Annotated in this window: 25 protein-coding genes and 1 tRNA gene; 16 read left to right on the top strand and 10 right to left on the bottom strand. The window is 39.3% G+C overall.

The window, feature by feature from the left end; genetic code table 11:
• Window positions 1–81 precede the first annotated feature (81 nt).
• Together IEE83_RS29130 and IEE83_RS29125 are read right to left on the bottom strand one after the other, a co-directional pair.
• Entirely contained in the window at window positions 82–837 is a 756-nt protein-coding gene (locus IEE83_RS29130) for a DUF5672 family protein (RefSeq protein WP_194124251.1), read from the bottom strand.
• 15 nt (window positions 838–852) lie between these two features.
• The gene (locus IEE83_RS29125; RefSeq protein ID WP_194124250.1) at window positions 853–1,830 is read right to left on the bottom strand and encodes a glycosyltransferase family 2 protein; all 978 of its coding nucleotides are present in this window, start codon (window positions 1,828–1,830) and stop codon (window positions 853–855) included.
• A 357-nt stretch (window positions 1,831–2,187) separates the two neighbouring features.
• Here IEE83_RS29125 and IEE83_RS29120 point away from each other — a divergent pair, with 357 nt between their 5' ends.
• The 7 genes from IEE83_RS29120 to IEE83_RS29090 all read left to right on the top strand — a co-directional run bounded on the left by IEE83_RS29120 (window position 2,188) and on the right by IEE83_RS29090 (window position 10,224).
• Window positions 2,188–2,736, top strand: a complete 549-nt coding sequence (locus IEE83_RS29120; protein WP_194124249.1) for a hypothetical protein — start codon at window positions 2,188–2,190, stop codon at window positions 2,734–2,736.
• A 77-nt stretch (window positions 2,737–2,813) separates the two neighbouring features.
• Window positions 2,814–3,608, top strand: coding sequence for a cysteine hydrolase family protein (locus IEE83_RS29115; protein ID WP_194124248.1), 795 nt, complete (start codon window positions 2,814–2,816; stop codon window positions 3,606–3,608).
• Window positions 3,609–3,617: 9 nt separating this feature from the next.
• Window positions 3,618–4,274, top strand: coding sequence for a phosphatase PAP2 family protein (locus IEE83_RS29110; protein ID WP_194124247.1), 657 nt, complete (start codon window positions 3,618–3,620; stop codon window positions 4,272–4,274).
• Between the two features lie 45 nt (window positions 4,275–4,319).
• Window positions 4,320–5,852 (top strand): ArnT family glycosyltransferase, encoded by a 1,533-nt coding sequence (locus IEE83_RS29105; RefSeq protein ID WP_194124246.1) that lies wholly within the window; start codon window positions 4,320–4,322, stop codon window positions 5,850–5,852.
• A 169-nt stretch (window positions 5,853–6,021) separates the two neighbouring features.
• A complete protein-coding gene (gene uvrA / locus IEE83_RS29100) occupies window positions 6,022–8,874 on the top strand; it encodes an excinuclease ABC subunit UvrA (protein WP_194124245.1) in 2,853 nt (950 codons plus the stop codon).
• A 100-nt stretch (window positions 8,875–8,974) separates the two neighbouring features.
• The gene (locus tag IEE83_RS29095) at window positions 8,975–9,259 is read left to right on the top strand and encodes an MbcA/ParS/Xre antitoxin family protein (protein WP_194124244.1); all 285 of its coding nucleotides are present in this window, start codon (window positions 8,975–8,977) and stop codon (window positions 9,257–9,259) included.
• 128 nt (window positions 9,260–9,387) lie between these two features.
• Complete coding sequence (locus tag IEE83_RS29090; RefSeq protein ID WP_194124243.1) at window positions 9,388–10,224, top strand: fumarylacetoacetate hydrolase family protein; 837 nt, start codon at window positions 9,388–9,390, stop codon at window positions 10,222–10,224.
• Window positions 10,225–10,294: 70 nt separating this feature from the next.
• Here the strand turns inward: IEE83_RS29090 and IEE83_RS29085 are convergent, their stop codons facing one another.
• The 4 genes from IEE83_RS29085 to IEE83_RS29070 form a co-directional block, all read right to left on the bottom strand.
• The gene (locus IEE83_RS29085) at window positions 10,295–10,699 is read right to left on the bottom strand and encodes a hypothetical protein (protein ID WP_194124242.1); all 405 of its coding nucleotides are present in this window, start codon (window positions 10,697–10,699) and stop codon (window positions 10,295–10,297) included.
• A gap of 351 nt (window positions 10,700–11,050) precedes the next feature.
• On the bottom strand, window positions 11,051–12,361 hold the full coding sequence (gene der, locus IEE83_RS29080; protein ID WP_194124241.1) for a ribosome biogenesis GTPase Der: 1,311 nt from the start codon (window positions 12,359–12,361) through the stop codon (window positions 11,051–11,053).
• 114 nt (window positions 12,362–12,475) lie between these two features.
• Window positions 12,476–13,399 (bottom strand): GTPase Era, encoded by a 924-nt coding sequence (era, locus tag IEE83_RS29075; protein WP_194124240.1) that lies wholly within the window; start codon window positions 13,397–13,399, stop codon window positions 12,476–12,478.
• A 57-nt stretch (window positions 13,400–13,456) separates the two neighbouring features.
• Complete coding sequence (locus IEE83_RS29070; protein WP_228102120.1) at window positions 13,457–15,337, bottom strand: LTA synthase family protein; 1,881 nt, start codon at window positions 15,335–15,337, stop codon at window positions 13,457–13,459.
• A gap of 189 nt (window positions 15,338–15,526) precedes the next feature.
• Here IEE83_RS29070 and IEE83_RS29065 point away from each other — a divergent pair.
• The 4 genes from IEE83_RS29065 (at window position 15,527) to IEE83_RS29050 (ending at window position 19,035) form a co-directional block, all read left to right on the top strand.
• Window positions 15,527–15,599 (top strand) — tRNA-Met (locus IEE83_RS29065).
• Between the two features lie 901 nt (window positions 15,600–16,500).
• Window positions 16,501–17,088 (top strand): Crp/Fnr family transcriptional regulator, encoded by a 588-nt coding sequence (locus tag IEE83_RS29060; RefSeq protein WP_194124238.1) that lies wholly within the window; start codon window positions 16,501–16,503, stop codon window positions 17,086–17,088.
• A 115-nt stretch (window positions 17,089–17,203) separates the two neighbouring features.
• Window positions 17,204–18,034 (top strand): alpha/beta hydrolase, encoded by an 831-nt coding sequence (locus IEE83_RS29055; protein ID WP_194124237.1) that lies wholly within the window; start codon window positions 17,204–17,206, stop codon window positions 18,032–18,034.
• A 32-nt stretch (window positions 18,035–18,066) separates the two neighbouring features.
• Complete coding sequence (locus IEE83_RS29050) at window positions 18,067–19,035, top strand: zinc-binding alcohol dehydrogenase family protein (protein ID WP_194124236.1); 969 nt, start codon at window positions 18,067–18,069, stop codon at window positions 19,033–19,035.
• 46 nt (window positions 19,036–19,081) lie between these two features.
• On the opposite strand, the gene IEE83_RS29045 is transcribed toward IEE83_RS29050, so the two are convergent.
• Window positions 19,082–19,807, bottom strand: coding sequence for a tRNA threonylcarbamoyladenosine dehydratase (locus IEE83_RS29045; RefSeq protein WP_194124235.1), 726 nt, complete (start codon window positions 19,805–19,807; stop codon window positions 19,082–19,084).
• Window positions 19,807–20,451, bottom strand: a complete 645-nt coding sequence (locus IEE83_RS29040; RefSeq protein WP_194124234.1) for a TatD family hydrolase — start codon at window positions 20,449–20,451, stop codon at window positions 19,807–19,809. The genes IEE83_RS29045 and IEE83_RS29040 overlap by 1 nt, the downstream gene beginning before the upstream one ends.
• Before the next feature lie 197 nt (window positions 20,452–20,648).
• Between IEE83_RS29040 and rpmH the strand changes: the two genes are divergently transcribed.
• The 5 genes from rpmH to IEE83_RS29015 all read left to right on the top strand — a co-directional run bounded on the left by rpmH (window position 20,649) and on the right by IEE83_RS29015 (window position 24,415).
• Window positions 20,649–20,807: a 50S ribosomal protein L34 gene (gene rpmH / locus IEE83_RS29035; RefSeq protein WP_090336744.1), complete on the top strand. Its 159-nt coding sequence runs from the start codon at window positions 20,649–20,651 to the stop codon at window positions 20,805–20,807.
• 128 nt (window positions 20,808–20,935) lie between these two features.
• Window positions 20,936–21,346 (top strand): ribonuclease P protein component, encoded by a 411-nt coding sequence (locus IEE83_RS29030; protein WP_194124233.1) that lies wholly within the window; start codon window positions 20,936–20,938, stop codon window positions 21,344–21,346.
• Window positions 21,347–21,359: 13 nt separating this feature from the next.
• Entirely contained in the window at window positions 21,360–23,018 is a 1,659-nt protein-coding gene (locus IEE83_RS29025; RefSeq protein WP_194124232.1) for a S41 family peptidase, read from the top strand.
• Between the two features lie 107 nt (window positions 23,019–23,125).
• Window positions 23,126–23,821, top strand: coding sequence for a tRNA (adenosine(37)-N6)-threonylcarbamoyltransferase complex dimerization subunit type 1 TsaB (tsaB, locus tag IEE83_RS29020; RefSeq protein ID WP_194124231.1), 696 nt, complete (start codon window positions 23,126–23,128; stop codon window positions 23,819–23,821).
• Window positions 23,822–23,899: 78 nt separating this feature from the next.
• On the top strand, window positions 23,900–24,415 hold the full coding sequence (locus tag IEE83_RS29015; RefSeq protein WP_194124230.1) for a DUF2480 family protein: 516 nt from the start codon (window positions 23,900–23,902) through the stop codon (window positions 24,413–24,415).
• Here IEE83_RS29015 and rnhB read toward each other — a convergent pair.
• Both rnhB and IEE83_RS29005 read right to left on the bottom strand, forming a co-directional pair.
• Entirely contained in the window at window positions 24,412–25,041 is a 630-nt protein-coding gene (gene rnhB / locus IEE83_RS29010) for a ribonuclease HII (protein ID WP_194124229.1), read from the bottom strand. The genes IEE83_RS29015 and rnhB overlap by 4 nt on opposite strands.
• Entirely contained in the window at window positions 25,041–26,063 is a 1,023-nt protein-coding gene (locus IEE83_RS29005; RefSeq protein WP_194124228.1) for a vWA domain-containing protein, read from the bottom strand. The genes rnhB and IEE83_RS29005 overlap by 1 nt, the downstream gene beginning before the upstream one ends.
• Window positions 26,064–26,065: the final 2 nt, after the last annotated feature.

Here is a 26,065-nt window from a genome sequence, read left to right as displayed (position 1 = left end):
TTAATTTTTCACGAAATTAACCTCAAAAACGCCGGAGAAGCTCCGATAGTTTGTTAAAAATTGTTAAAGCAGTTTTTCTTTTTACTTCATTGAAATAAAAGAATTCCAGAATTCCGGGTCATATCTTTCCCAGGCGTGGCAGGCAAATGGCAGTTGGTGATTGGTGATTTCAAAAGTAGCTGCCGGACTTTTTTCAAAAGAAAAACGCAGCGCTTCCTGCCAGGTTGGAAGTTTAAGAAACAATTTCATAGGTATTAACCTTGTCGCTTCCTGAGAAAAGAGCATGTCTTCATTGCCAATCCATTTGGGATAAAACAGATTGTAAATTTTCAGATAACGCAAAAATGCCGGAACACGCCGTAGCGACAGTCCGCCATTTAAAACGAAACGATTACTGGAAAGCGCGGTTGCAAAAATGTTTTCAGATCCAGCAGGTAATTTGTCAAATTCTTCCCGGTGCAGCGATGGAGCACCTATATAATCAAATCCTTTTTTACACCAATCCATCAACTCATCCCTGAAAACATAGGCATCAAGCTGATAGATCAGAATAAATTCGTAGGCCGAAAAAGATTCATAAAACTCGGCGGAAATCATCAGCCGGTTGTAAGAATCAATATCCTTGAAAAAAGAATCGTTAAAAGAAATAAATTCGATGGAGGGAAATTCTTCTTTCAGGTTTTGAACATTGAGACTTTCAGGCTTTACAATCCTGACAGGATAGTGGCCTAAAACTTTCATGCATTGTTTGAGCGAGATAGTTTCCAGCGCATTCAATGCGGATTTATAGATGGGAATAACAATGGCAACAGCCTGATCCTGGTTTGTACTTTTCACTGCCCCGGTAATTAATTATTCAAAAATATCACCGAAAGCTGGCAACCACCAATCTTTGCTGCTAAAAGAGTATTTGCCCTGAACGATATCCGTCACAACCGGCGCCACACGCATCAGACGATTATCCGGCAATGTTGCCCGTTTGTAATAATGTTTCTGAGACATCCGCAATTTCCTGAGTTTTTCTTTTGGAATGAAAGGAATTTCCATCAGCAACAGATACAGCTTGAATAATTTATCAGCCTTTTCCTTTAACGGAATAAGTTTTTCATTCCTGTCACGCGAAAACCGGTCTTTAAAACGCACATATTCGACTTTTGAACCAAAACCTACCTGCTGGCTTGCATGAATCCGGTAAGAAATCAAAGTATCATTAATGAATCCGATTTTTTCCTGCAAACTCAAAACCATCGCAATATAGGCGTCATGAATAAGGTCGGGCACATGCGTTGGGAATGGCATCAGCCTTTTCAAAGCTTTTTTCCTTATCGCCAATGTGGCCCCAGTCACTACAAAACCTTTGAAAAGAATTTCATGCGCTTCACCCCTGATCCATTTGGCCTGAGCTTCATCGTTAAATTCGATTTCCTCCCAAATGGTCCGTCCGGTTGGTTTCGAATCATCATCCATCATCATTGCGTCTGAAAAAACAGCGTCTGTTTCAGGATGTTGATTAAAATACGCAAGCTGTTTTTCCACTTTATCCGTTCTCCATGCGTCATCCTGATCCGAAAGAAAAATAATATCTCCTTTACACAGAGAAAGACATTTTTCGAAATTTTTAGTAGATCCCAGGTTACTTTTATTTTGGTGAATAAAAACCGGGAAAGAAGAATTCTCTGAAAAATCTTTTAGAACCTGAATGGTATCGTCATTCGATCCATCATCACACACAACCAGTTCATCAACGGGGATTATCTGATTGGCAATGCTCTTCAACTGCTCAGGCAAATACTTTGCCCCGTTGTAAGTGCACATGGCCACTGAAATCATATAGTGTATAAATCCGTTTATATTACAAAAACGGTGCAAGTTAAGAGCCTATTATGTCTTTTCCATATAATTTCACTTTCAACATAGTGAACGTATCATGTTTCCGGCTGTCTTCTATTCCAAAGTTGGCAATTGTATTACATGATTGTAGTAAAAAGAGTATTATAAAATGAAATAGCAATAAAATTACTACTATGAAAGCTTCTAAGAAGTTCTAATTTTTGTAGAGATATCTCTTCAAAAGCAGAATATTTGACAGAATTTAAACAGAATGATGACGCAGAAATAAAAATCAGGCAAATGCCAAAATAAATTAAAATCTCAGACTAAATAAATTAAAAACAAAGCGTAAAGGTTATGCCAATACAGGATCAATTAAAAAAAGCCATCATACAAATGCCTCAGAAAGAAAAGGATAAACTTCTGCTGCGGCTTATTACCAAAGACAGCACACTGACCGACAAATTATTTTTTGAACTGATCGAAGATTCATCCACAATTCCTGAAAGACGGGAGGCGATTATGGGACGGATTACCAGGATTTCAAAAATCATTCAGGATTCGCCGGGGTGGATTTTAATGGATATGCGCAATCTGAGCGGAGATATTACTTATCATGTTAAAGTTACAAAAGATAAGGTTGGCGCTCTCGAATTGAATTTATTTTTGCTTAATACTTTTTTGGAAAAATATGCCGACAAACTTCGCGGATACAGTTCCAGAACTGATAAAGTAGCTTTATATATTGCCAAAAAAGCGCAAACTACTTTGAACGGATTTAACAAACTCGATGAAGATTATCATTTTGATTACAAAAGAGATGTAAACCATATGCTCAAACAGGTTCATCAGTTGGCTTCCAAAATGTATGCAAAGCAACTTGAACTGCCGGAGGTTTGGGAATAACATCATTTTAAGTTAATCCTGGCTTAACGAACATTTTTAATTTTCTATTTTTCTTCACACCCGAAAAGCAATTTGTTATGAAAAACAAATCCACAGCGCTGCTTATTATTGATGCCCAGTTTGATTTTTGCAATCCGGGCGGAACCTTGTTTGTACCGGGCGCTGAAAAAGATGTTGAAAGAATCGCTCAGCTTATTGCAACGCACGGAGTAGCAATTGATGCGATTTTTGTAACGCTGGATACACACCATGTTCTGGACATAGCGCATCCGCTTTTCTGGGAAGATCCGAACGGAAATACCGTTGCACCCTTTACATTAATAACCTCAGCTGCTGTAAAAGCAGGAAAATGGCGACCACGCTATAATCAGGAATATGTTCTGGACTATCTTGAAAAGCTGGAAAATGAAGGTGAATTCAAACATTTTATCTGGCCGGAACATTGTCTGATCGGTTCACGCGGTGCAGCTTTGGATGATACTATTCTGCACGCTTTACTTTCCTGGACACATCGTACTTCAAGAGATTATAAAGCTGTGGTGAAGGGGACAAATCCGCTCACTGAACATTTTGGCATATTCCGTTCGCAGGTTCCCATTGAAGGCGCACCTGAAACGCAACTTGACCAGAATTTCCTTTCGGAGCTTGAAGCTTTTGACCAGGTTTTTATTGCTGGCGAAGCGCGTTCGCATTGCGTGGCTACGAGCGTAAAACAAATTTTACAGTATGCGCCTGAGCTCATTTCAAAAGTTACTTTACTGACTGATTGTGTGTCGGATGTGACAAATTTCGGATATCTGGCTGATCCGATTTTTGAAGACGCGAAAGAAAAAGGCGTTCAGTTTATCACTTCAAAAGAAATACAGATTTAAACATCGCTTATGAAACTCTTCTTTTACCGCCACAGATTTTATTTTTTACCTTTTATGATCATCTGGGCGGCGCTGAGTTTTTTGCAGCTGCTGTTTACGCAGAATTATATTATCCTTCATGTAAATCACTTCTGGTCGCCATTTGCTGATGTTTTTTTCAAATGGATCACTTTTGTCGGCGATGGCGCGTTTATATTGATTGTCGGACTTCTGACAATTTTGTATTCCTACCGTCTTGGAATGAAAATCATCGTGAGTTATGCTATTACCGGCATTTTTGTACAGTTTTTGAAACGAATGGTTTTCGCCGAAATTTATCGTCCTCCGAAAGTTCTGTCTGCTTTATTACCAAAACTTCACAAAGTTGAAGGCGTTGATTTACATTATTTTAATAGTTTTCCCTCCGGGCATACCACCGCAGCTTTTGCACTTTTTACAATTCTGGCGCTGGAATGTAAATCTCCGGTTTTAAAAGTTCTGCTTCTTTTACCACCGCTTCTGGTAGCTTATTCCCGGATGTATTTGTTAGCGCATTTTTTGGGCGATGTTTATCTGGGCGCATTTTTGGGTATTTCATTTTCTGTAATCGTGTATTTTTATCTGAATCAATTCTGGCAATCTCAATCAAATCCCAGACTTGGCGGTGGTTTGATGAAATATTTATAATCAGAAATTTATATTGATCAACAAGATTATAAGCCCAAATAGTTAATGCCAAATCCGGAAAACACCCGCAAAATATTTCTAGCCTTTTTTATCTTTTTCAGCTCTCTGTGGGGAATTGGCAACGCGCCTTTGTTCGATGAAGACGAAGGTTTTTTTGCAGAAGGAACCAGAGAAATGGTTGTCCGCGGCGATTTTATTTCATCATTTGTTAATCAGGAACAACGTTTTGACAAACCGCCGCTTACCAACTGGCTTCAATTTGGAAGCGCACAGATTTTCGGCTGGAATGAATTCGCCATGCGACTTCCCTCCTGTTTCGCATCAGTTGTCTGGATGTTATTGATTTATATTTTCACCAAAAGAAAACTGGACGAAAAAACCGCCTTCTTCGCAACACTGATCGCAGCTTCATCTTTACAGATCACGATCGTAGGAAAAGCGGCATTGGCAGACGGATTATTAAATATGTCGTTAACCGGCGCGATGTTTTGTTTGTTTGAAATTCTGAATCAAAACCACAAAAAATATATTCTGGCTTTTTACGCTTTCACCGCCATAGGATTTCTTGCCAAAGGCCCGATAGCAGTATTAATTCCGGGGGCTGTGTTTTTGATTTATTTATTGAAAAACAAAACCTGGAAATCATTTCTTCGCTTATTCAATATTCCGGGTTTACTTATTTTTCTTACCATTGCCGCGCCTTGGTATGTTTTGGAATATCTTCAAACCGGAGAAAAATTTATCAGTGGATTCTTTTTAAATCATAATGTAAACCGTTTCCAAACGGCTTTGGAAGGACACTATGGCGGAATTTTATATTTCGTTCCGGTTTTATTATTAGGTCTACTACCTTTTACCGCCGTTATTTTAAAGTCATTTTCCAAAATCCGGATTATCTGGACTGATCCATTTTTCTCCTTTTTGTTAATTTGGTTTGCCTTTGTTTTTATCCTTTTTTCACTTTCAGGTACCAAACTGCATCATTATATCATTTACGGTTATTCGCCGCTATGTGTTTTAGGTGGATGGTATGCGGCCAGTAACAAACGCCTCCCGATTGTCTGGCCTTCATTTATTTTATTGATTTTACTGGCCATAATTCCTTTTTTAATTCAAGGGTTTATTCCAAAAATTAATGATGAATATGCGGTTGAAATTATAAAAGGCGTTGCTTCCGAATTTGATATTTACTATGCTGTAACAATGCTTCTGCTGATCACAATCCTGATTATTATTTGGGTTAAAAAAGATTGGGATCTGCAAATCAGAATGGCTGTTGTTGGGTTCATTATGCTTTTTACGATTAATATTTTATGGATGCCGCGACTTGGCGCCTTATTACAGCAACCTGTAAAAGCCGCCGCGCTGATTGCCCAAGAAAAAAGATTTAAAAACATAGTAATCTTCAATCACTATAATCCGAGTTTTCACTTTTATTCAAGACTTTACGCATCAGAGCGCGAGCCAATCGCTGGCGAGGTTGTTTTTGGAAGAAAACCTTCAATGAAGAATTATAAAATTGACACGGTTTATTATGAAAAATATGGAATCGTTTTGGCAAAAGTTGGTGTAAAATAGGAATATACGCTCAAAATATATTTCGTAAATTGTTCTTCACATTTTTCTTTAATCATTTAACGACTATCATTTCCGATTAGGAAAGCCAAACTAATTCGGCGATTTTTGGGTTAATAACTGACCGGGGATTACCAAAAAACTCCGTGCAAATCGACCTGATTTTCTATATATGATGCAATTACCTGTGACCCGGATTGACGCTTCTCAATTCGACGAACTAGATCCAAGAAAATACATTCTGATTAAAGGTGCGCGTGTTAATAATTTGAAAAGTGTTGACGTCGCCATTCCAAGAAATAAATTGGTAGTTATTACCGGGCTTTCGGGTTCCGGAAAATCGTCTCTGGCTTTTGATACGCTTTTTGCGGAAGGGCAGCGGATGTATGTGGAAAGTCTGAGCAGCTATGCGCGCCAGTTTCTGGGACGTATGGAAAAACCTGAGGTGGAATATATTAAAGGAATTTCGCCGGCGATCGCGATTGAACAAAAAGTCAATACAAGAAATCCGCGTTCTACGGTTGGTACTTCCACTGAAATTTATGATTATCTAAAATTACTTTTTGCCAGAATTGGCCATACCTATTCGCCGGTTTCAGGACAATTGGTAAGAAAAGATTCTGTTACGGACGTTGTCAATTATATTCTCGGCCATGAGGAAGGTGCTCGCGTTTTAGTTTTGACAACCTTATTAGTTCGTGATGGAAGATCGATTTATGAAGAATTAACCATACTTCTTTCCAAAGGTTATAACCGGATCATGATCGGTTCAGAAGTAGCCTACATCGAAGAAATTCTGGAAAAACCGGAAGATTTTCCATTGGAAGGAAAAGAAATTTATATTTTAATTGACCGCGCTACGGTTCATAAAGATGATGAAGACACACAATATCGTCTTTCTGATTCTGTTCAAACTGCTTTTTTTGAAGGAGAAGGAATTTGTTATGTTCAGGTTGTAAATGGTGAGCAAAAAACATTTTCTGATAAGTTTGAACTCGATGGAATTGTTTTCGAAGAGCCGACAGTAAATCTTTTCAGTTTTAATAATCCTTTTGGCGCTTGTAAACGCTGCGAAGGTTTTGGAAAAGTTTTGGGTATTGATCCTGAACTGGTAATTCCTGACAAAAATCTTTCGGTTTACGATGGGGCCATTGCGCCGTGGCGTACCGAGAAAATGAGTGAATGGCTGGTTCCTCTGGTACGAAATGGTGCCAAGTTTGATTTTCCAATTCACCGTCCATACAAGGAATTAACGGCTGAGCAAAAGGAACTGCTGTGGACAGGAAATCAATATTTCCAGGGGATTAACGCTTTTATTGCCGAACTGGAAACGCAGACTTATAAAATTCAGTACCGCGTATTATTATCACGTTTCCGTGGGCGCACAACTTGTCCGGATTGTCGTGGATCCCGTTTGAGAAAAGATGCTTCCTATGTAAAAGTGGGCGGCGTTTCAATTACTGATCTGGTTTTAATGCCAATTAATGATGTGATTGAATTTTTCAAATCCGTTGATATTAATGAGCACGACAGAAGCATTGCAAAACGGATTCTGACCGAAATTGAAACACGTCTGGATTATATGAATCGTGTTGGTTTGGGTTATCTGACTTTAAACCGGTTAACAAATTCTTTATCAGGAGGTGAATTTCAGCGTATCAAACTGGCCACTTCGTTGGGAAGTGCGTTGGTTGGTTCGATGTATATTCTGGATGAGCCAAGTATTGGTTTGCATCCGAGAGATACGCAGCGACTGGTTGGTGTTCTGGAATCACTTCGTGATTTGGGAAATACGGTTATTGTTGTTGAACACGAGGAAGAAGTTATGCATGCTGCTGATCAGATTATTGATATTGGTCCGGAAGCGGGTACAGGTGGCGGAAATCTGGTTTTCCAGGGAAACTGGGATGAAATCCGTGAACTGAAATTGAGCGGTGAAGAAAACAGTTTGAATTCACATACACTCAATTTCTTATTAGGTCATGATTCGATTCCTGTTCCGACTGTAAGAAGAAAATCTTTGCATTTTCTTGAAATAAAAGGAGCGAGAGAGAATAATCTTAAAGATGTTGATGTAAAAATTCCTCTGAATAATCTGACGGTCGTAACGGGTGTCAGTGGTTCTGGAAAATCGACATTGATCCGAAAAATATTGTATCCGGCTTTGATGCGCCTCAAAGGTGAATTCAGCGAAGAAGTTGGGAAATATAATGATCTAACCGGAAGTCTGGACCGGGTTGAAGCGATTGAAATGATTGACCAGAATCCGATTGGAAAATCTTCGCGGTCAAATCCTGTAACTTATATCAAAGCTTACGATTATATCCGCCAGATGATGTCGGATTTGCCGATATCAAAAGCGCGGAGCTACAAACCATCTCATTTTTCATTCAATGTGGATGGCGGACGTTGCGAAATTTGTCAGGGTGAAGGCCAGGTGAAGGTGGAAATGCAGTTCATGGCTGATATTTACCTGACTTGCGAAGGTTGTAACGGAAAACGTTTCAAACAGGAAATTCAGGAAGTTCAGTATAACGGAAAAAATGTTTCTGATATTCTGGATTTAACCGTTGACGAGGCCATTGAGTTTTTCAGAGAATCCGAGCCTAAACTGGCTGATAAGTTGATGCCTTTGCAGGAAGTTGGATTGGGTTATGTCGGTTTGGGACAATCTTCTAATACACTTTCTGGTGGAGAAGCGCAGCGTGTGAAACTGGCATCATTCCTGGGTAAAGGTTCTGGCCATAAAGGAAAAATGTTGTTTATTTTTGATGAACCAACAACCGGACTTCACTTTCATGATATCAAAAAATTGCTGAAAGCAATTAATGCTTTGGTAGATCAGGGTGACAGCGTGATCATCATTGAACACAATATGGAAGTGATCAAATGCGCCGACTGGATCTTAGACCTTGGCCCGGAAGGTGGCGAAGGCGGCGGATACCTTACTTTCGCAGGAACGCCGGAAGAAATGGCAAAACTGGAAGGAAACTACACGGCTGACTTTTTGAAAGAAAAGCTTTAAAAGTTTCAGATAGATATATTTTAGTTGAAGTTTGATTAAGGATTGGAATTGTGAAATAAGTCACATAGACTTACGACTCAATTCCAATTTTTTTATGAGTATGGAAAAATATAGTATTATGACGGCTAATGAATTAGCCGATATTTTGGGTTTAAAGCTTGAAAATATAGTGTTATATTGGCCAGATAAAATTTTACAATTGAAAAATATTCTAATTCATGCTTTGGATACTTTCAATGGCAATAAAACAGTTGTTAGATATTGGTTAAGCACATCAATAGCTGAACTTAATGATCAGACACCTTTACAAATTATGGCTTCAACTTATGATTTTTCTTTGATAGATAATGTTCTTGGTCGGCTTGATTACGGCCTTCCCGCATAATAGAATCATTTTCCCCGTTCCACTAAAAATTTCATGTTCAAATAGCCCAAAGCCTCTAAAATTCGTACTTATCTTAAAGTATAGGCATCACTTTTGTGGCTTATTGAAGCAAAACAAATCTTGAAACCATGAAATTATATAAAACCGAACACGGGATATTGCTTGAAAAAGAAGATCAGTTTTACCGCATTCCTGAAACCGACTGGGATAAAGTAGTGAATCGCGACGATCTGTATGACTGGCTTCAGTTACAATCTGAAAATTTAATTCCACTTACCTTCACGGATGATTTCCCAATGCCGGAAGTCCTGGCACCGATTGGTTCTCAGGAAGTTTGGGCTTCGGGAGTTACGTATTTTCGTAGCCGGGAAGCCCGGATGGAAGAATCTGAAAAAGCAGGTGGCGGCAGTTTTTACGACCGTGTTTATGACGCCGAACGTCCTGAATTATTTTTCAAATCAACAGCACCTCGTGTTATCGGGCACAAAGGAACAGTACGCATTCGCCGCGACTCAACGTGGGATGTTCCTGAACCGGAATTGACGCTATTTGCCTCTGAATCGGGAACACTGGTTGGTTATACAATCGGCAATGATATGAGTTCGAGAAGTATTGAGGGAGAAAATCCACTTTATTTACCGCAGGCAAAATCTTATACAGGAAGTGCTGCATTGGGACCTTGCTTATATGTTCCCGAGCAACCACTTTCACCGGAAACTGTAATCGATCTTTCTATTGTTCGTGAAGGCGAAGAAGTTTTTAACGGAGAAATTACACTTTCACAAATGAAAAGAAAAGCGGATGAACTGCTGCGCTTTCTATACCGCGAATTATCGTTTCCAACAGGCTGTTACTTAATGACCGGCACCGGAATTATCCCTCCATCCGACTTTACTTTACAGGTTGGTGATGTAGTCCATATTACCATTGAACCAATCGGAACATTAACTAATACTGTTGGTTAAACGACATAAAAAAAGCAGGTATGATTCATAAATCATACCTGCTGAACTTAATTACAATTTTACTCTGATCTTATGATTTTGATAATGAAGGTGAACCTACAAAAGCGTAGATAACCTGTTTGATCAAACCTGCCAATTTAGTTGCAATAGAATTATTAATTTCCTCATCTTCTTCGCTTTCAAAAAGAGCAACCGGTCCTTCTTCCAATATTCTTTCGTTCAGCGTAACCATGTTGCTCACTTTCGTTGCAAGATTTTTTGTGTAAGAAATCGCTGATTGTCCTGATTGGATAATTACGGTTTTGTTCACAACTGTTTTTGCAGGTGTTTGTTTCGCAACATGTTCTTTTACTTCACGATACTCTTTTCCAGCCTGCAGTTTTTTGTGTGCTACAAACATGTTGTGAGAGTAGCCGGTAGCATTAACCTGAAGGCTGAAAAGGAAAAGGACGATAAGTAATTTTATGGTTTTCATGGCTATGTTATTTTCAGTCTTTTAGAGAATATCGCTGTTCAAAAATCCTTGTAACTAATTGACAGTACAAATATATATGTTTTATCAGGTACATTGCAATACATAGTACCTTGTTTTTAACATTTTTTTTGAAATATTTTTTTACGATTTGTTAAAAACGGCAATCTGACGGTTTAATCCGTCTTTTTTAATGATGGAAAATTAATAACAAAGGTTGCACGACGAAAATAAAAAAAGATGAAAGTGATTATTCGGTCTCCAAACCATATCATTTCGACGATAAAACGAAAAATGCCGACAAGAGATTTGTCGGCATTTTTCAATAATTATCAATTTGAAGTTATTAGCTTCTTATTTTTCCCTGAAGAAAATCGTGATCGGTACGCCTGCGAAGTCAAAGTTTTCGCGCATCCTGTTTTCCAGGTAACGTAAGTAAGGATCTTTCACATGTTTTGGGTTACTACTAAAGAACACAAACGTCGGTGAAGGCGTTGGCAGCTGGATCATATATTTAATATTGATATACTTTCCACGATGTGCCGGCGGCGGATATTTTTCAATTTCAGCCTGCATCACGTCGTTCAATTTAGAAGTAGTGATTTTCTTTGTTTTGTTTTTATAAACCTGCATCGCCATTTCCATCACCTGGTGAATACGCTGTTTTTCAACAACGGACGCAAAAATGATTGGCATATAATTCATCGGCGCAAGTTTTTCCAGCAGCTGCTTTTTGAAAGTATCAGCTGTTTTAGAATCTTTTTCAACCAAATCCCACTTGTTCACCATAATCACGATACCTTTTTTAGCTTTATCAGCCTGACCGATAATCGTGATATCCTGTCCTTCCAAACCTAATGTTGCATCCAAAAGAATGATACAAACGTCAGATTCTTCCATCGCTTTGATCGAACGAAGCGTTGAATAATATTCGATATCTTCATTTACACGGGATTTACGACGCAAACCAGCCGTATCCGTCAAAATGAATTCCATTCCAAAAGCATTGTAATGCGTGTGAATTGCATCGCGGGTTGTACCGGCTATATCCGTTACAATACTGCGGTCAGTACCCGTCAAAACATTCAGGAAAGAAGATTTCCCAACATTTGGACGACCCATAATTGCGATACGCGGAATACCTGCTTCCGGATCTTCAATACCGGGCGTTTCAAAATGTTTAATTACTTCATCCAGCAAATCACCGGTTCCAAAACCAGTTTGAGCAGAAATCGGATAAATTTCGTCGCTCATACCCAGTTCGTAAAACTCGGCAGCAGATTGGTAACGATCCGTTGTTTCAGCTTTATTAGCAACCAGATAAACCGGTTTGTTGAAACGACGTAATACGTTTGCAAAATCCTTGTCAAGGTCAGTAAGTCCCGTCATGGTATCAACCATAAACAAAACTACCGTCGATTCTTCAATCGCCAGTTCAACCTGTTCCCGGATTGCCCCTTCAAAAATATCTTCTGAACCCACTACATATCCACCTGTATCAATCACGGTGAAATATTGATCCGTCCATTCACCATAGCCATAGTGACGATCGCGTGTAACGCCGCTCTGGTTATCCATGATAGCCTTGCGACTTTCGATCAGACGGTTAAAAAGTGTAGATTTACCCACGTTTGGGCGCCCTACTATTGATATAACATTTGCCATTTTTATTTTTCTAATCCCTGCCCGAAAGTTTTTGGCCAGAAACCCATTTACTTATTATCTTAATATAGAACCCTGATTGTCGGGATAATGTTGCAAGACTGAGAATTACGTTTCTTACTCTTCATATCCAAACTGACGAAGCTTGTTTTCCTTGCTTCTCCAATCCGGTTCTACTTTTACATGTTGTTCAAGGAAAACTTTTTTGCCAAAGAAATCTTCCATGTCCTTGCGCGCCTCGCTGCCGATTTTTTTCAGCATCGCGCCTTTTTCCCCAATGATAATCCCTTTCTGGCTTTTACGTTCGACCAGAATTTCTGCCCGGATCACAATCATATCGTCGCGTTCCTTAAATTCTGAAATAACCACCTCGCTGCTGTATGGAATTTCCTGGCGGTAGTTCAGAAATATTTTTTCGCGAACGATTTCCGAAGCAAAGAAACGTTCAGGTTTATCGGTTAGTTCATCTTCATCGAAGTATGGTGGATGAAATGGTAACCGGGTAATAATTGCATCAAACAAAGTCTGGACATTTGCATTCAACAGCGCCGAAATCGGGATAATTGCCGCAGGCTGAATTTCCTTCTCCCATTCTTCTGTCTTACGTTTCAGTTCTTCTTCGTTCGATAAATCAATTTTATTTAACACCAGAATAATCGGTGCATTGGTTCTTTGAAGCAAGGGAATCACTTCATGATCCGCTGCTTTTTCTCCAACTTCGGTAACAAATAAAACAACATCAGCATCTTCAAGCGACCCTTTTACAAAAGTCATCATGGAATCATGCAATTTATATGCGGGTTTTACCACACCCGGAGTGTCGGAATAAACCAGCTGAAAAGGAATTCCTTCATGTTTGCCATTCAGGATTCCCATGATACGGTGACGGGTTGTTTGTGCTTTTGAAGTAATGATGGACATTTTTTCTCCCACCAAAACATTCATTAACGTTGATTTACCTACATTAGGTTTACCAATAATGCTCACAAATCCAGCGCGGAAATCGCGTAGAGGAGCAGGACTTATTATATTTTCGCTCATAATTCTTTTTGTAATTCGTTGATTAAGAAATTTTTACGCTAATTAACCACGAAATTATTACGGTGTTACAGTTAACTTGTCGTCCAGCATACGGTTGGTGTATTGCTGCACAAAAGCTTTCACCTGCAACTCCATCGGGCCTTGTATGGCTGGTAATTTATCTTTCAAATTGTTTTTCAGAAGGTTGTCTTTCTGATAATTATACAAACCTACGGTTTTCTTGCCATCAAATTGCAATATATACGGTCCGTTGAACCATTGATATACACCGTCATAGTTAACAGCAAAGTTCAGCGGCGGGTTCTTAAAGATATTTTTTCCGAAAGCAAAGTAAGGTTTATCGTAATGGAGATAACCTAAAACTGACGGCATTATATCGATTTGTTGTACCAAAGTGGTCGTATCACGGCCAATCATGGTACTGTCGCCGGGAGCATAAAAAAGTATTGGAATGGAGAAGTTTCCAACCGATGTCTGATATTTCGGATAGTGTGCAAAAGTAGCGGCATGGTCCGCTGTGATGACAAAAATCGTGTTTTTAAACCAGGGCATCGTTTTAGCTTTGGCAAAAAAGGCACGTAAAGCATTATCGGTATATCCCATTGTTTCATAAACGGGCAATGGCCCCGTCGGGAATTTCCCTTTATAACGTTCCGGCACTTTGTATGGATCGTGTGAAGAAACCGTGAAAAGCGTGCTCATGAAAGGCTCTTTGAAGGTATTCATTGTTTTCGCCCAATATTGCAAAAATTCTTCATCCCAAATTCCCCAGATGCCGTCGTAATCGGCGTCATTATTATATTCATTTTTGCCATAATATTTTTGGACACCAATTAAATTGACAAAAGCCTGGAATCCCATCGAACCGTTTGGCGCACCGTGGAAAAAAGAAGTTGAATATCCTTTACTTTCCAAAATGGCTGGCAAACTTGGCAATTTGTTGTCGGTATAACGCATGGTAACAAATGGCTCCTTAATTCCGGGAATGCTGGTCAAAACCGAAGGAATTGCTTCAATCGACTTCGCTCCGTTAGCAAAAGAATACCAGTTGACCCGGCTGTGTTGCATCAGAGAATCAATAAAAGGCGTGTATCCTTTGTATGTTCCGTTCTCAAGATCACGGTTATAGGTACCAACCATTTCTTTCCCAAAACTTTCCCAGATAAGGATTACAACATTTTTGGGTTTAAAAGGAAGTTGAATGCTATCGGGCTGATGCATCGGGCTAAAAACCTGACCTGCTTCTTTAAGTCCTGGAAAATAATTTACCCGCTCATAATCCGATCTGCGCATTGTTTTAAATATGCAGAAAGGTGTATTAAGTACGATAAACATTTCCTTTGGCTTCTTCACATATTCTCCTGCATTACTTAATGTGATCGGACGAATACTATGGGCAAAACCTCCGCGGACTCCACCAATAAACAGCTCGACAATAATTCCCATTAACACTGAATGAATCAGAAAAAAGGCCCACACCGGAAGATTTTCTCGTTCTTTAACTTTTAAAATACGCGTTATTTGAACCAAAGAAAGCACCAGCAAAATCCAGATCACAGCTACATACCAGTATCTAAAAATAAACCCGCCAAAAAGAGAACCCATATTATCCTGGTGGGAAAATTCTTTCAGAATTGACCAGGTGGTACGTTTAATTGTGAAACGGTAATAAATAAAATCCATGCAGTTTGCCATGATGGCAATACTGTTGGTGATTACAAAAAGATAATCAAGAAATTTCTGGTAACCCTTTCGATATTTAAATGTGAAGGGGACACACATTAAAAAAATAAAAAGAATATTGACGTAAAAAACGGCAACGATATCAAATTTTATCCCGCCGCTCATTAAATGTAAAGCGTGGTCAAAAGAAATTTCAGGAAAAAAAACTGTATTAAAAGCGTAAAAGAGAATACGGCAGATTGTGAATAAAATCATAACCCAAAGTATCCTAAACAGCAATACAACGTGTATACGCCCCCTTAATGCGGCAGGAGACAAGGAAAAATTCATATATAATCGGATGGTGTCAGGAGGTCGTTGAAAATATTTTTTTAATCTTTTTTACAAAAATAGTTGTTTTTATTGAAACATTAGTCGTATGTTTGCACTCCAATTCAACGACACCGCGGGATGGAGCAGTTGGTAGCTCGTTGGGCTCATAACCCAAAGGTCGCTGGTTCGAGTCCAGCTCCCGCTACAAGAAAAAAAGGTCACTATCGAAAGATGGTGGCCTTTTTGCGTTTTTGGCACTTTTATTAAATTATTCAAAATTGTCCGTTGGCATTAATCCAAAGATCGTTGGTTCGACCGGTCAGGCGATCCTGGCCACCTCCCGCTACAAGAAAAGAAGATCACTATCGAAAGATAGTGGCCTTTTTGCGTTTTCAGGAGTTTTGATTAATTATTCTAAAATTGCTCGTTAGGTGCATAATCCAAAGATCGCTGGTTCGACCGGTCAGGCGATCCTGGCCAGCTCCCGCTACAAGAAAAGAAGGTCACTATCGAAAGATGGTGGCCTTTTTGCGTTTTCAGGCATATTATTAATTATCTCAAATTTTAATCATTGGCATCAACCCAAAGGCTGCTGGCAGGTGACCAGTCAGGTGATTCCGCTCCTATCGTAGTATCCTGTTTATTGCATCAAACCTTCCAATTTCTCCGGCTCCATCGGAGCCTCCTGCAATACCAGGAAACTCCGATGGAGTTAGGGACAGACCCACATTATCGGTATGTCTATAAACAGGATGCTCCAATGGAGCGGTAATAGGAAAATAGATTTCTTGAATAGGAATTAATCTAAGAATTAGGAATTGCAGCCGCAGAGCGGCTCCCTGTTTATAGAAAGAATTTATCACTAGGCAAGGTTTGGCTCCTTCGGAGCCTCCTTCAATATCAGGAAATTCCTACGGAATTAGGCACAGATGTATATCATCAGTATTTCTATAAACAGGGTGATCCTATGGAGCAATGCCTAAAAAAATTATTTCCAATACTCTGATGACCATCTTTGCTTGACAAAAACTAAACCATATCCATTAATTCGCTAATTTACTCTCACTAATAGTAAATGGATTTCATCAAACAATCATCATTATCAAGTGATCCTGGAAAAACTCTTCGCAAATTTCGACAACTACATTCCTCTTAATGAAGAAGAGCGGGAAGATCTTTCCAAAAGAGTTGTTGAAAGAAAAATTAAACGGAGACAGTTCATTTTGCAGGAAGAGGATATTTGCAAGCATTATACTTTTGTGGCAGAAGGTTGTTTCAAAAAATTTCAGGTTGACCAAAAAGGCACGGAACATAATCTACAATTCATTGCCGAAAACGACTGGATCATGGAAATTGACAGCTTTTACAATGAAAAACCGAGCCGTGTTTTCATTGAAGCTATTGAACCTTCGGTCATCTTCCAAATCACCAAACCTGATCTTATTGAACTCTTCATGAGTAACCCGAAATTCAACAGAAATTTCAGGGTGATTATTGAAAACCGTTTTGTAGAGTTAGAAAACCGCGTTTTACAAGCAATCAGTTCTACGGCTGAGGAACGTTATCTTACTTTTTTAAATCAATATCCAAAGCTTTCCCAAAGACTGCCCAACACGCAAATTGCTTCCTATCTGGGTATTACGCCTGAATTCCTAAGTAAAATCAGGAAAGAAATCGCACAGAAAAACAGATAACCCTTAAACTATCTTAAGGGTATTTCTTAAACTTAATTATAGGTCCATTTCTTCTTTAACCTTGACCTTTGTCTTATTAAATTGATCTAAACAATTAAATAAGAAAAGGGTAGCAATGGAAGATATAAAAACAAGACGGAATGGATTTGACCAGCTAGGAAATCTTTATCCCAAAGCAGCAGAAGTTAATATTAGTCAGGATAATATCGCAGGAATAAATTGTTTCTGGTTTATTCCGGAAAATGAAACCTCAAAAAATATAACGATTTTTCTTCACGGCGGTGCATTTGCAGTAGGTTCGATCCATTCGCATGCAAGTATGATCAGCCACTTTTCTCAAAAACTTCAAAGGAGAATTTTATTTATCGATTATGCCCTGGCTCCTGAAAATCCATTTCCGGCTGGGCTTAATAATGTCATTCAGGTATATAAAGAAGTCATTAAAACCCATCCTGACTACGAAACCAGTTTAATTGGTGATAGTGCCGGCGCAGGCCTGATCGTTTCTTCCATAGGTGAAATGTTGAAACAGAATATTCAATTGCCTGAGAAGGTTGTCTTTATTTCTCCATGGATCAGTTTGCAGTTGAATAATCCTTCCATTGAAAGTAACAGAGATATAGATCCGATTTTAAGCCCGGAATATCTGAGACAAGCCGCCGCCGATTATTCCGGAAAAACGCCTTTGGAAATATCCAGTCCGGAAAATGTTCTTATTGATCAATTTCCTCCTGTACTTATTCTGGTTAGTACGAATGAAATTTTGCTGGACGACAGTGTTAATTTTTATAATCGCATCAAACCAATTCAGGATCATGCGGTATTAAATATTTACGAAAATCAAACTCATGTCTGGCCCCTGGCCAATATTTATTCTGAGGCTTCGCAGAAAGCACTGGATGAAGTCAAAGAATTCTTAATCTCCGGGGAAATAAAGATCTTGTAGAAGAAAATAAATCATCAGCAAACTATTAAAATATGAAAGCCGCAGTAACCACAAAAGCAGGAAATCCCGACGTCATAGAAATTCAGGAAAAACCGAAACCAGAAGTAAAGGAAGGTTGGGTATTAATAAAAATAAAAGCGTTTGGATTGAACAGATCTGAAATATTTACACGACAAGGCCACTCACCAAACGTAGTTTTTCCAAGAATTCAGGGAATTGAATGTGTTGGAGAAATTGAGGAAGATCCATCAGGCACTTACAAAGCCGGTCAGAAAATTGCTGCAATTATGGGTGGCCTGGGAAGAGATTTTGATGGAGGTTATGCAGAATTTGCAACGGTTCCGTTAGAAATTACTTTTCCTTTTGAAAGTGATCTTCCCTGGAAAGTATTAGGCGCTATTCCTGAAATGTTCCAAACTGTTTCCGGATCTTTAAATGAAGCTTTGGAAATAAAAGAAGGAGAAACATTGCTGATCCGTGGCGGAACTTCGTCAATCGGTATGTTGGCTTGTCAACTGGCTAAAACAAAAGGCCTGACTGTGATTTCCACCACGAGAAATCCGGAAAAAGAAAAACACTTAAAAGAAAACGGAGCTGACTATGTTTTGCTGGATAATGGCAAAATTAATTCAGATCTAAAAAATCTGTTTCCAAAAGGCGTTGATAAAGTGCTTGAATTGATCGGTATCGAAACTTTAAAGGATTCTTTACAATGTATCCGTCCGAAGGGAATTGTCTGTATGACCGGAATTCTGGGCGGTTCCTGGACGATGAATGAATTTACACCAATGGGTGATATTCCCTCGTTAGGACGCCTTACAGTTTACATGGGTGATGCGGCAAACCTGCATAAAGATTTACTTCAGGAATTCATTGACGCTGTCGCGGAAGGAAAAATCAATCTGAACATTGACAAAACTTTCAGACTGGATCAGATTTCAGAAGCGCATACTTACATGGAAAGCAATCTGGCGAAAGGAAAAATTGTAGTTGAAATTTGATCATTTTGGCAAAATCCCGGTAGCAACATTGCCGGGATTTATTTTTTTAATCTTCAATCAAATCCCGGATAACCACAGAAGCACAGGTTGCACCGAAAGTTGCCGGTAAATACGACATGGTGCCGTATGCAGATTTCTTGTAATTGCTCCCATCCGTCAAAATAAGTGATTCTTTAATTTGTTCTTCGGAAGAAAACACAGCTTTAATTCCTTTATAAATACCTTCCTTTTTCAGGTTTTTCCGAACCTGCTGCGCGAAATTGCAATTGAAGGTTTTAGATATATCAACCGCGCGTATCATCGTCGGGTCCATTCTTCCGCCTGCGCCCATCGAACTTACAATCCGTACTTTCCGGTTATATGCCTCCTTTAAAAAAGTAATTTTTGGTGTGACGCTGTCAATTGCATCAACAATATAATCATAGGCATAAGCCGAAAGAATTTCGTCAACCGCTTCCGGATTGATGAATGTTTTGACAACATGCAAAGTCAATTCCGGATTGATCGCCTTCAAACGCTCCGCCATAATATCTGCTTTGCTAATGCCATGATTAGTCGATAAAGCAGGTAACTGACGATTTCTATTGGTTGGGTCAACGGTATCGCCATCTACGATAGTCATCGTTCCGACACCATTTCTGCAAATAAATTCAGCGGCAAAGGAGCCTACTCCACCCAAACCGATTACCAGCACATGTGCTTTACTAAGTTTGACAAGTTTTTCTCTTCCGATTAATAATTCGGTTCTGGAAAGCCAGGCGAAATCCTCCATTACTGATGAAATAGGTTTAAAAAGTTTTTTTCCACCTGCAAAAGAATCTCTTTTTCGGAAATATCTTTAATCCCGGCTGCGGATTTATAGATTTCTTTAATATCAACATCGGCATCATCTGTCTCCAAAAATATCTGCTCCAAAGGTGTTTCCCGGAAAGTTTTAAGTATTGCGTCATTAAAACCCAGCAACGATTTTCCGAATGATAAATAATATCCGGCATCGATAACCGGCTGAATGATTGACAGTTTATTATTAACGCCATGAAAAATAACCGGAACTTTGATATTTTTCAGCATAACCAAAACATCATTGAAAGCTTTTACACAATGAATAATAATCGGCTTATCAATTTCTTCTGCTAACTCAATCTGCGCCTGAAAAGCTTTCACTTGTAATGCCCGATCGGTCGTCGAAAGTTTATCCAGTCCGCACTCACCAACGGCCAAAACTTCTGGTCTGGTGATATTATTTTTTAAATTTTCAAGCTGTTCATCCAGATTTTCCGTTTCCAGATACCAGGGATGCAGGCCCATACTTACTTTTCTTCCTCCAATATTCTGTTCAAAATTTTTATACAAATTTTCGATAAACAGCACATCAGCATCATGCGCATGTGGATGTGTATGGACGTTGTAGTACATGAAGATGGCGTTTCAGAGAAAAATCACGTTGGTATTTTTAACAAATCTTGCTCAATTTTTCTATAAATTTCATACTACCTGCATGTTATGAAAAGAAAAAAGTTTTCAGGTCTTGTCATAATTCAATTTTTTTTCTACCTTTGCAAGCCAAAATTACGGGTAGCAGAGATTTTACAGCGCAATAATTTGATAATGAGATGAAACGTACCTATCAACCATCGAATCGCAAGAGGAGAAATAAGCACGGATTCCGTGAAAGAATGTCTTCGGCTAACGGCCGGAAAGTTGTAACGGCCCGTCGCAAGAAAGGTCGTTGGAAACTAACGGTTTCAGACGAAAAACGTCATAAGCAATAATCAAGGTTTGAAAGTTTGAGTAGGGTAATACCTGGTTGGTAATACCAAATCGGAGACACCTTGTCTTTAATCGTGTATTAAGTTCGATTAATTCTCAAACTTAATACACGTTTTTTTTCTACGAGAACTTGAAACAAACATTTGGTAAAAATGAGCGTTTGTGCAGCCCGACATTAATTGGAAGGCTTTTTCAGAGAGGTAGTGCGGATGTACATACGTTCTACCTCTTTCCTTTTCGGGTATTGTATATTTATGATACCACTCCTCCCCCATTTCCGCAACTGCTTTTTTCTGTTTCAAAGCGTCAGTTTAAAAAAGCTGTCGACCGCAACCAGGTAAAAAGACGCTGCCGGGAAGCTTATCGCCTTAACAAAGCTTCTTTACTTTCCCTTCCTGCCGAATCAAGGCCGTCGTACATTGCTTTTTTGTATATTGCGAAAGAAATTTCAACTTTTGACGTTATTGAAACGGCCATGAAACAATCGCTTAACCGCTTGTTGAAATTGCCTCCGGCGCTCCGGGAAAATCAAGGTCAATGATCCTAGACAATCGATGAAAAAATATCTTCGTTCCCTTCTTATTGCCACGCCGGTTGTAGCCGGACTGGCATTTGTGTCTTTCAAGCAAGACGACCGTTTGTTTGAAATTGCACGAAATCTGGATATTTATGCAACGCTTTTCAAAGAGCTGAATGCGTATTATGTCGATGAGATCAATCCAAATCAGTTAATCAAAACAAGTATCGACGGTATGCTGCGATCGCTGGATCCGTACACTGTTTATTATGCTGAGGACGATATTGAGGATTACATGACGATGACCACCGGAAAATATAACGGAATCGGCGCCATGGTTAATTCTGCGGATGGAAAACATACGGTCATGATGGTTTATGAAGATACACCGGCTCAAAAAGCGGGTCTTCAACTAGGCGACGAAATCACAAAAATCAACGGGATCGACCTTTCAACCCGTGAAGATTTTGATACAGGAAAATTGCTGAAAGGACAAACACAAACGAGTGTAACGCTGACAATCCAGCGCTACGGAATTCCAAAACCGATTGAAGTTACCATCAATCGTGATATAGTAAAAGTTACGAACGTGCCTTATTACGGCATGATCAGTGAAGATGTTGGTTATATTGATCTTAAAGATTTTACAGCTACCGCTTCCCGCGAAGTGAAAACTGCTTTTCTTGAATTGAAGGGAAAAGGCATGAAACATCTGGTTCTGGATTTGCGTGATAATCCGGGTGGATTATTGAATATGGCGATTGAAATCTCCAATATTTTTATTCCCAAAGGTGAAGAAGTTGTAACGACAAAAGGAAAAGTTAAAGAATGGAATAAAGCTTATACTGCTTACAATCCGGCTTTGGATATCGAAATTCCTATTGCGGTTTTGACAAATGGCAGAAGCGCGTCAGCAGCGGAAATCGTTTCCGGTGTAATTCAGGATTATGATCGTGGTGTTTTGATCGGACAAAGAACATACGGAAAAGGATTGGTACAAACGACCCGTGATCTTTCGTATAATACCAAAATGAAAATCACGACTGCAAAATATTACATTCCAAGCGGTCGCTGTATCCAGGCTATTGACTATGCGCATCGTAATGAAGATGGCAGTGTAGGAAAACTTCCTGATTCATTGATGACGGCGTTTAAAACGCGTAATGGTCGTGTAGTTTATGATGGCGGTGGAATTTTGCCGGATATACTTACTGAAAAAGAAACATATTCTCCTCTGGCCTTATCCCTTGCAAGAAATCGCTTGTTCTTTGATTATGCGATGAAATATCATTTCGAGCATAAAACGATTAAACCGGCTAAGGAATTTCACCTGACAGATTCTGAATATGGTGATTTTGTAAAATGGCTGAGCAACAAAGAATACGATTATACAACGCAGGTAGAAAGAGATTTGAACGATCTGGAAGCCTCTGCGAAAAAGGAAAAATCGATTGATATAATCCAGGATCAGCTTAAAGGATTGAGATCAAAACTGGCACATAGCAAGGATAATGATTTGCAGATTTCTAAAACGGAGATCAAAATGATTTTGGAAGAAGAAATCCTGAAACATTATTATCTGGAAAAAGGAATGCGCGAGGCGTCTTTCAACGATGATCAGGAAGTGAAAGAAGCAATCAAACTTTTCAAAGACAATGCCCGTTACCACGAAATTTTAAAGGGAACGAAGAAGTAGGCTTTCGGCAATCAGCTGTCGGCTGTCATACTCTGGCCGAAATTTAAATTTTAGCAAATTGCCAGCCGATTGCTGACCGCCGAAAGCCGAAGTAATAATTTCAATTCATGCTCTTACTTAGTATCGATACTTCCACCCGCGGTTGTTCCGTGGCACTTCATCATGATGCCGGCTTATTGGCTGACTATGAATTATATACTGATCGCTCCTCTTCTGCCATGTTGACGACTTTGATCAGCAGTACGGTTGAACATTCTGGCCATACATTGCAGGATCTTGATGCTGTGGTGATAGCCAAGGGTCCTGGTTCTTATACGGGGTTACGCGTCGGAGTTTCCACTGCCAAAGGATTGTGTTATGCTATCGATAAACCTTTGATTGCAATTAATACACTGGAAGCAATGGCTCTTCAGGTTTTGCCATTTTTTTCAAAAGATTTTCTTTTTTGTTCAATGATCGACGCGCGGAGAATGGAAGTTTATGCTTCTGTTTTTAATGCCGATCTGGAAATTATTGAGCCGACCAAAGCCGTTATTTTGCAGGAAGATTCTTTTCAAAATATTCTTGAATCGAATAAAGTAGTTTTTTTCGGTGATGGTGCTGCCAAGTGTAAGCCTTTATTTGAACAAAATCCTAACGCATTTTTCCTTTCTACGGAAATTCGTCCCTCAGCAAAAACTGTTGGAATGCTGGGAATTAAGGCTTTTGAAAAAGGTGAATTTGAAGACATTGTGACTTTTGAGCCGTATTATCTTAAAGATTTTATGGCACCTCCTGCACGCAAAGTTACGCCTGCTGTTTAAGCGGATATTCATTTTTATTGATTTCCTGAAAACAAACTTTCCTTGATTTGTGTTATTCTTTCAAACACAGTAAAATTTATGGAAACCGAAGAAATTGTTAACCGTGTAGCCACCAGTGGCATTGTATCGTTTGATCTTGAAGAACTTTTTCATCCTGGTGAAAGGGTAATTTACGATTTGAAAGATAATCTTTACATGGGCATGATCCTTCGCGAAAAGGATTTTCGTGAGTTTTTGAAAGCAAATGACTGGTCTGAATATACAGGTAAAAATGTAGCCATTATTTGTTCAGAAGATGCTATTGTGCCAACCTGGGCATATATGCTTTTGGCGATTCAGCTTCAACCTTATGCAAACGCAGTTGTTTTCGGAGATTTAAATGCTTTGGAAGACAAACTTTTTGCTGATGCAATTGGTAAAATCGACGCGGAAGAATTCCGTGGTAAAAAAGTGGTTATCAAAGGATGCAGCAAACTTCCTGTTCCGATTTCAGCTTATGTTGAAATTACAAATCTGTTGAAACCTGTCGCACAAAGCCTGATGTTTGGCGAACCTTGCAGCACAGTTCCTCTTTATAAAAAACCGAAAGTCTAGATTTCCGAATTTCCTTCTTCAATATCAACTTCCATTTCTTCGGTTTCTTCTTTCAGTAATCGAAAACTCATTCGGTGATAGGAACATGTTCCATGCAGCCGGATCGCTTTTCTGTGATGGATCGTTGGATAACCTACATTTGTTTCCCAGCCGTAATGCGGATGTTGAAGTGCTAATTCACTCATCAGATTATCACGGTAAGTTTTCGCTAGAACTGACGCAGCAGCAATCGATAAATAATGTGCATCGCCTTTGATAATACAGGTATGCGGAATCATCGGATACGGTGTAAAGCGATTTCCATCCACCAGCAAATGTTCCGGTTTTGTATGAAGTTTATCCACAGCAAGATGCATTGCTAAAAAACTTGCTTTCAGGATATTGATTCTGTCAATTTCAAAATTATCAACTTCTGCAACCGCCCAGGCAATCGCTTCCCGCATAATTTCTTCCTGTAAAATTTCTCGCTGAACCCGGGTAAGTTGTTTTGAATCGTTAAGAAATTCATGGGTATAGTCCAATGGCAGAATTACAGCCGCAGCAACCACCGGTCCGGCCAGACAACCACGTCCCACTTCATCCAATCCCGCTTCACGGACGTCTTTGTTGTAATACGATTTTAACATCAGTCTTCAAGAATATTAGCCATAAAGGTACTCTTTGTGCTCAAAGCAATCAAGAGCAGCGTCACGGCCCAATAGAGATAAACACGATAATAATCACTCACATCACGGGAAACCACATTCCGCGATTTTACTTTTTCAATCTGATTTATTTGTTTGAAAACAGATCCAAGTGCCGTATTATCAGTTGCACGAAAATATTTCCCGTCTCCTAAATCTGCAATTTTCTGTAATTCACTTTCATCCACAGCCGAATTTGAAACGTTTAAACTGTCGGAAGCTTTTATCAATTTTGTGGTTTTTCCTACCGAAATACTGTAAACCCGAACGCCAAAAGCTTTTGCCAATTGTGCAGCTGTCGTCGGACCAAGATTCCCGGAAGTATTATCACCGTCGCTAATTAATATGGCAACTTTACTTTCACCCGAAGTTTCCCGCATGCGGTTTACGGCAACTGCCAGTGCGCTGCCAATTGCCGTTCCGGCTGTCGGGATCATGGTTGGTTCAATTTCATCCAGAAAACCATATAACAATTCGTAATCCGTAGTAAGCGGACAAAGAGATACGGCTTCTCCGGCAAAAATAATGAGCCCGATCCGGTCTTGTAAACGTCCCTGAATAAATTGTCTGGCTACTTTTTTCGCCGCTTCCAAACGGTTAGGACTCAGATCCTTTTCCAGCATGGATTCCGAAATATCAATCAAAAGCATTATATCAATTCCCTCCGAAAACTGATCCGTTCTTTCTGAAACAATTTGCGGACGTGCTAACGCCACAAGAATTAATGCAAGCGCTATCGCAATACAAACCGGTTGGAAAAATCTTAAAAGCGTCAGCCAATCCATTCTCGACCGCTCCTTATTGTAAGTAATAACAAGCCGCTGACGATGTTTTCGATGAAATGCACTTCTCAGCCAGAATAAAAACGGAATAGCGGGAAGAGCATACAAAAAGTATGGATAAACCCACTCGTAAGACCTGAGCATATCCAGTGTAAACCATTTCAGCGAAAACCATTGTTCCATAA

It is taken from the genome of Dyadobacter subterraneus (genome assembly GCF_015221875.1).
In the GTDB taxonomy this organism is placed as follows: Bacteria; Bacteroidota; Bacteroidia; order Cytophagales; family Spirosomataceae; genus Dyadobacter; species Dyadobacter subterraneus.
This window is presented reverse-complemented; position numbering and strand designations above follow the sequence as displayed.

Bases quoted from the DNA above. Each gene is read 5' to 3' on its own strand.
- IEE83_RS29040 (WP_194124234.1), bottom strand. From the start codon at position 20,451: ATGTACTACAACGTCCATACACATCCACATGCGCATGATGCTGATGTG.
- IEE83_RS29050 (WP_194124236.1), top strand. From the start codon at position 18,067: ATGAAAGCCGCAGTAACCACAAAAGCAGGAAATCCCGACGTCATAGAA.
- tsaB (WP_194124231.1), top strand. From the start codon at position 23,126: ATGCTCTTACTTAGTATCGATACTTCCACCCGCGGTTGTTCCGTGGCA.
- IEE83_RS29115 (WP_194124248.1), top strand. From the start codon at position 2,814: ATGAAAAACAAATCCACAGCGCTGCTTATTATTGATGCCCAGTTTGAT.
- IEE83_RS29090 (WP_194124243.1), top strand. From the start codon at position 9,388: ATGAAATTATATAAAACCGAACACGGGATATTGCTTGAAAAAGAAGAT.
- IEE83_RS29005 (WP_194124228.1), bottom strand. From the start codon at position 26,063: ATGGAACAATGGTTTTCGCTGAAATGGTTTACACTGGATATGCTCAGG.
- der (WP_194124241.1), bottom strand. From the start codon at position 12,361: ATGGCAAATGTTATATCAATAGTAGGGCGCCCAAACGTGGGTAAATCT.
- IEE83_RS29025 (WP_194124232.1), top strand. From the start codon at position 21,360: ATGAAAAAATATCTTCGTTCCCTTCTTATTGCCACGCCGGTTGTAGCC.
- IEE83_RS29110 (WP_194124247.1), top strand. From the start codon at position 3,618: ATGAAACTCTTCTTTTACCGCCACAGATTTTATTTTTTACCTTTTATG.
- IEE83_RS29015 (WP_194124230.1), top strand. From the start codon at position 23,900: ATGGAAACCGAAGAAATTGTTAACCGTGTAGCCACCAGTGGCATTGTA.
- era (WP_194124240.1), bottom strand. From the start codon at position 13,399: ATGAGCGAAAATATAATAAGTCCTGCTCCTCTACGCGATTTCCGCGCT.
- IEE83_RS29095 (WP_194124244.1), top strand. From the start codon at position 8,975: ATGGAAAAATATAGTATTATGACGGCTAATGAATTAGCCGATATTTTG.
- IEE83_RS29105 (WP_194124246.1), top strand. From the start codon at position 4,320: ATGCCAAATCCGGAAAACACCCGCAAAATATTTCTAGCCTTTTTTATC.
- IEE83_RS29125 (WP_194124250.1), bottom strand. From the start codon at position 1,830: ATGATTTCAGTGGCCATGTGCACTTACAACGGGGCAAAGTATTTGCCT.
- rnhB (WP_194124229.1), bottom strand. From the start codon at position 25,041: ATGTTAAAATCGTATTACAACAAAGACGTCCGTGAAGCGGGATTGGAT.
- IEE83_RS29055 (WP_194124237.1), top strand. From the start codon at position 17,204: ATGGAAGATATAAAAACAAGACGGAATGGATTTGACCAGCTAGGAAAT.
- uvrA (WP_194124245.1), top strand. From the start codon at position 6,022: ATGATGCAATTACCTGTGACCCGGATTGACGCTTCTCAATTCGACGAA.
- IEE83_RS29120 (WP_194124249.1), top strand. From the start codon at position 2,188: ATGCCAATACAGGATCAATTAAAAAAAGCCATCATACAAATGCCTCAG.
- rpmH (WP_090336744.1), top strand. From the start codon at position 20,649: ATGAAACGTACCTATCAACCATCGAATCGCAAGAGGAGAAATAAGCAC.
- IEE83_RS29045 (WP_194124235.1), bottom strand. From the start codon at position 19,807: ATGGAGGATTTCGCCTGGCTTTCCAGAACCGAATTATTAATCGGAAGA.
- IEE83_RS29085 (WP_194124242.1), bottom strand. From the start codon at position 10,699: ATGAAAACCATAAAATTACTTATCGTCCTTTTCCTTTTCAGCCTTCAG.
- IEE83_RS29070 (WP_228102120.1), bottom strand. From the start codon at position 15,337: ATGATTTTATTCACAATCTGCCGTATTCTCTTTTACGCTTTTAATACA.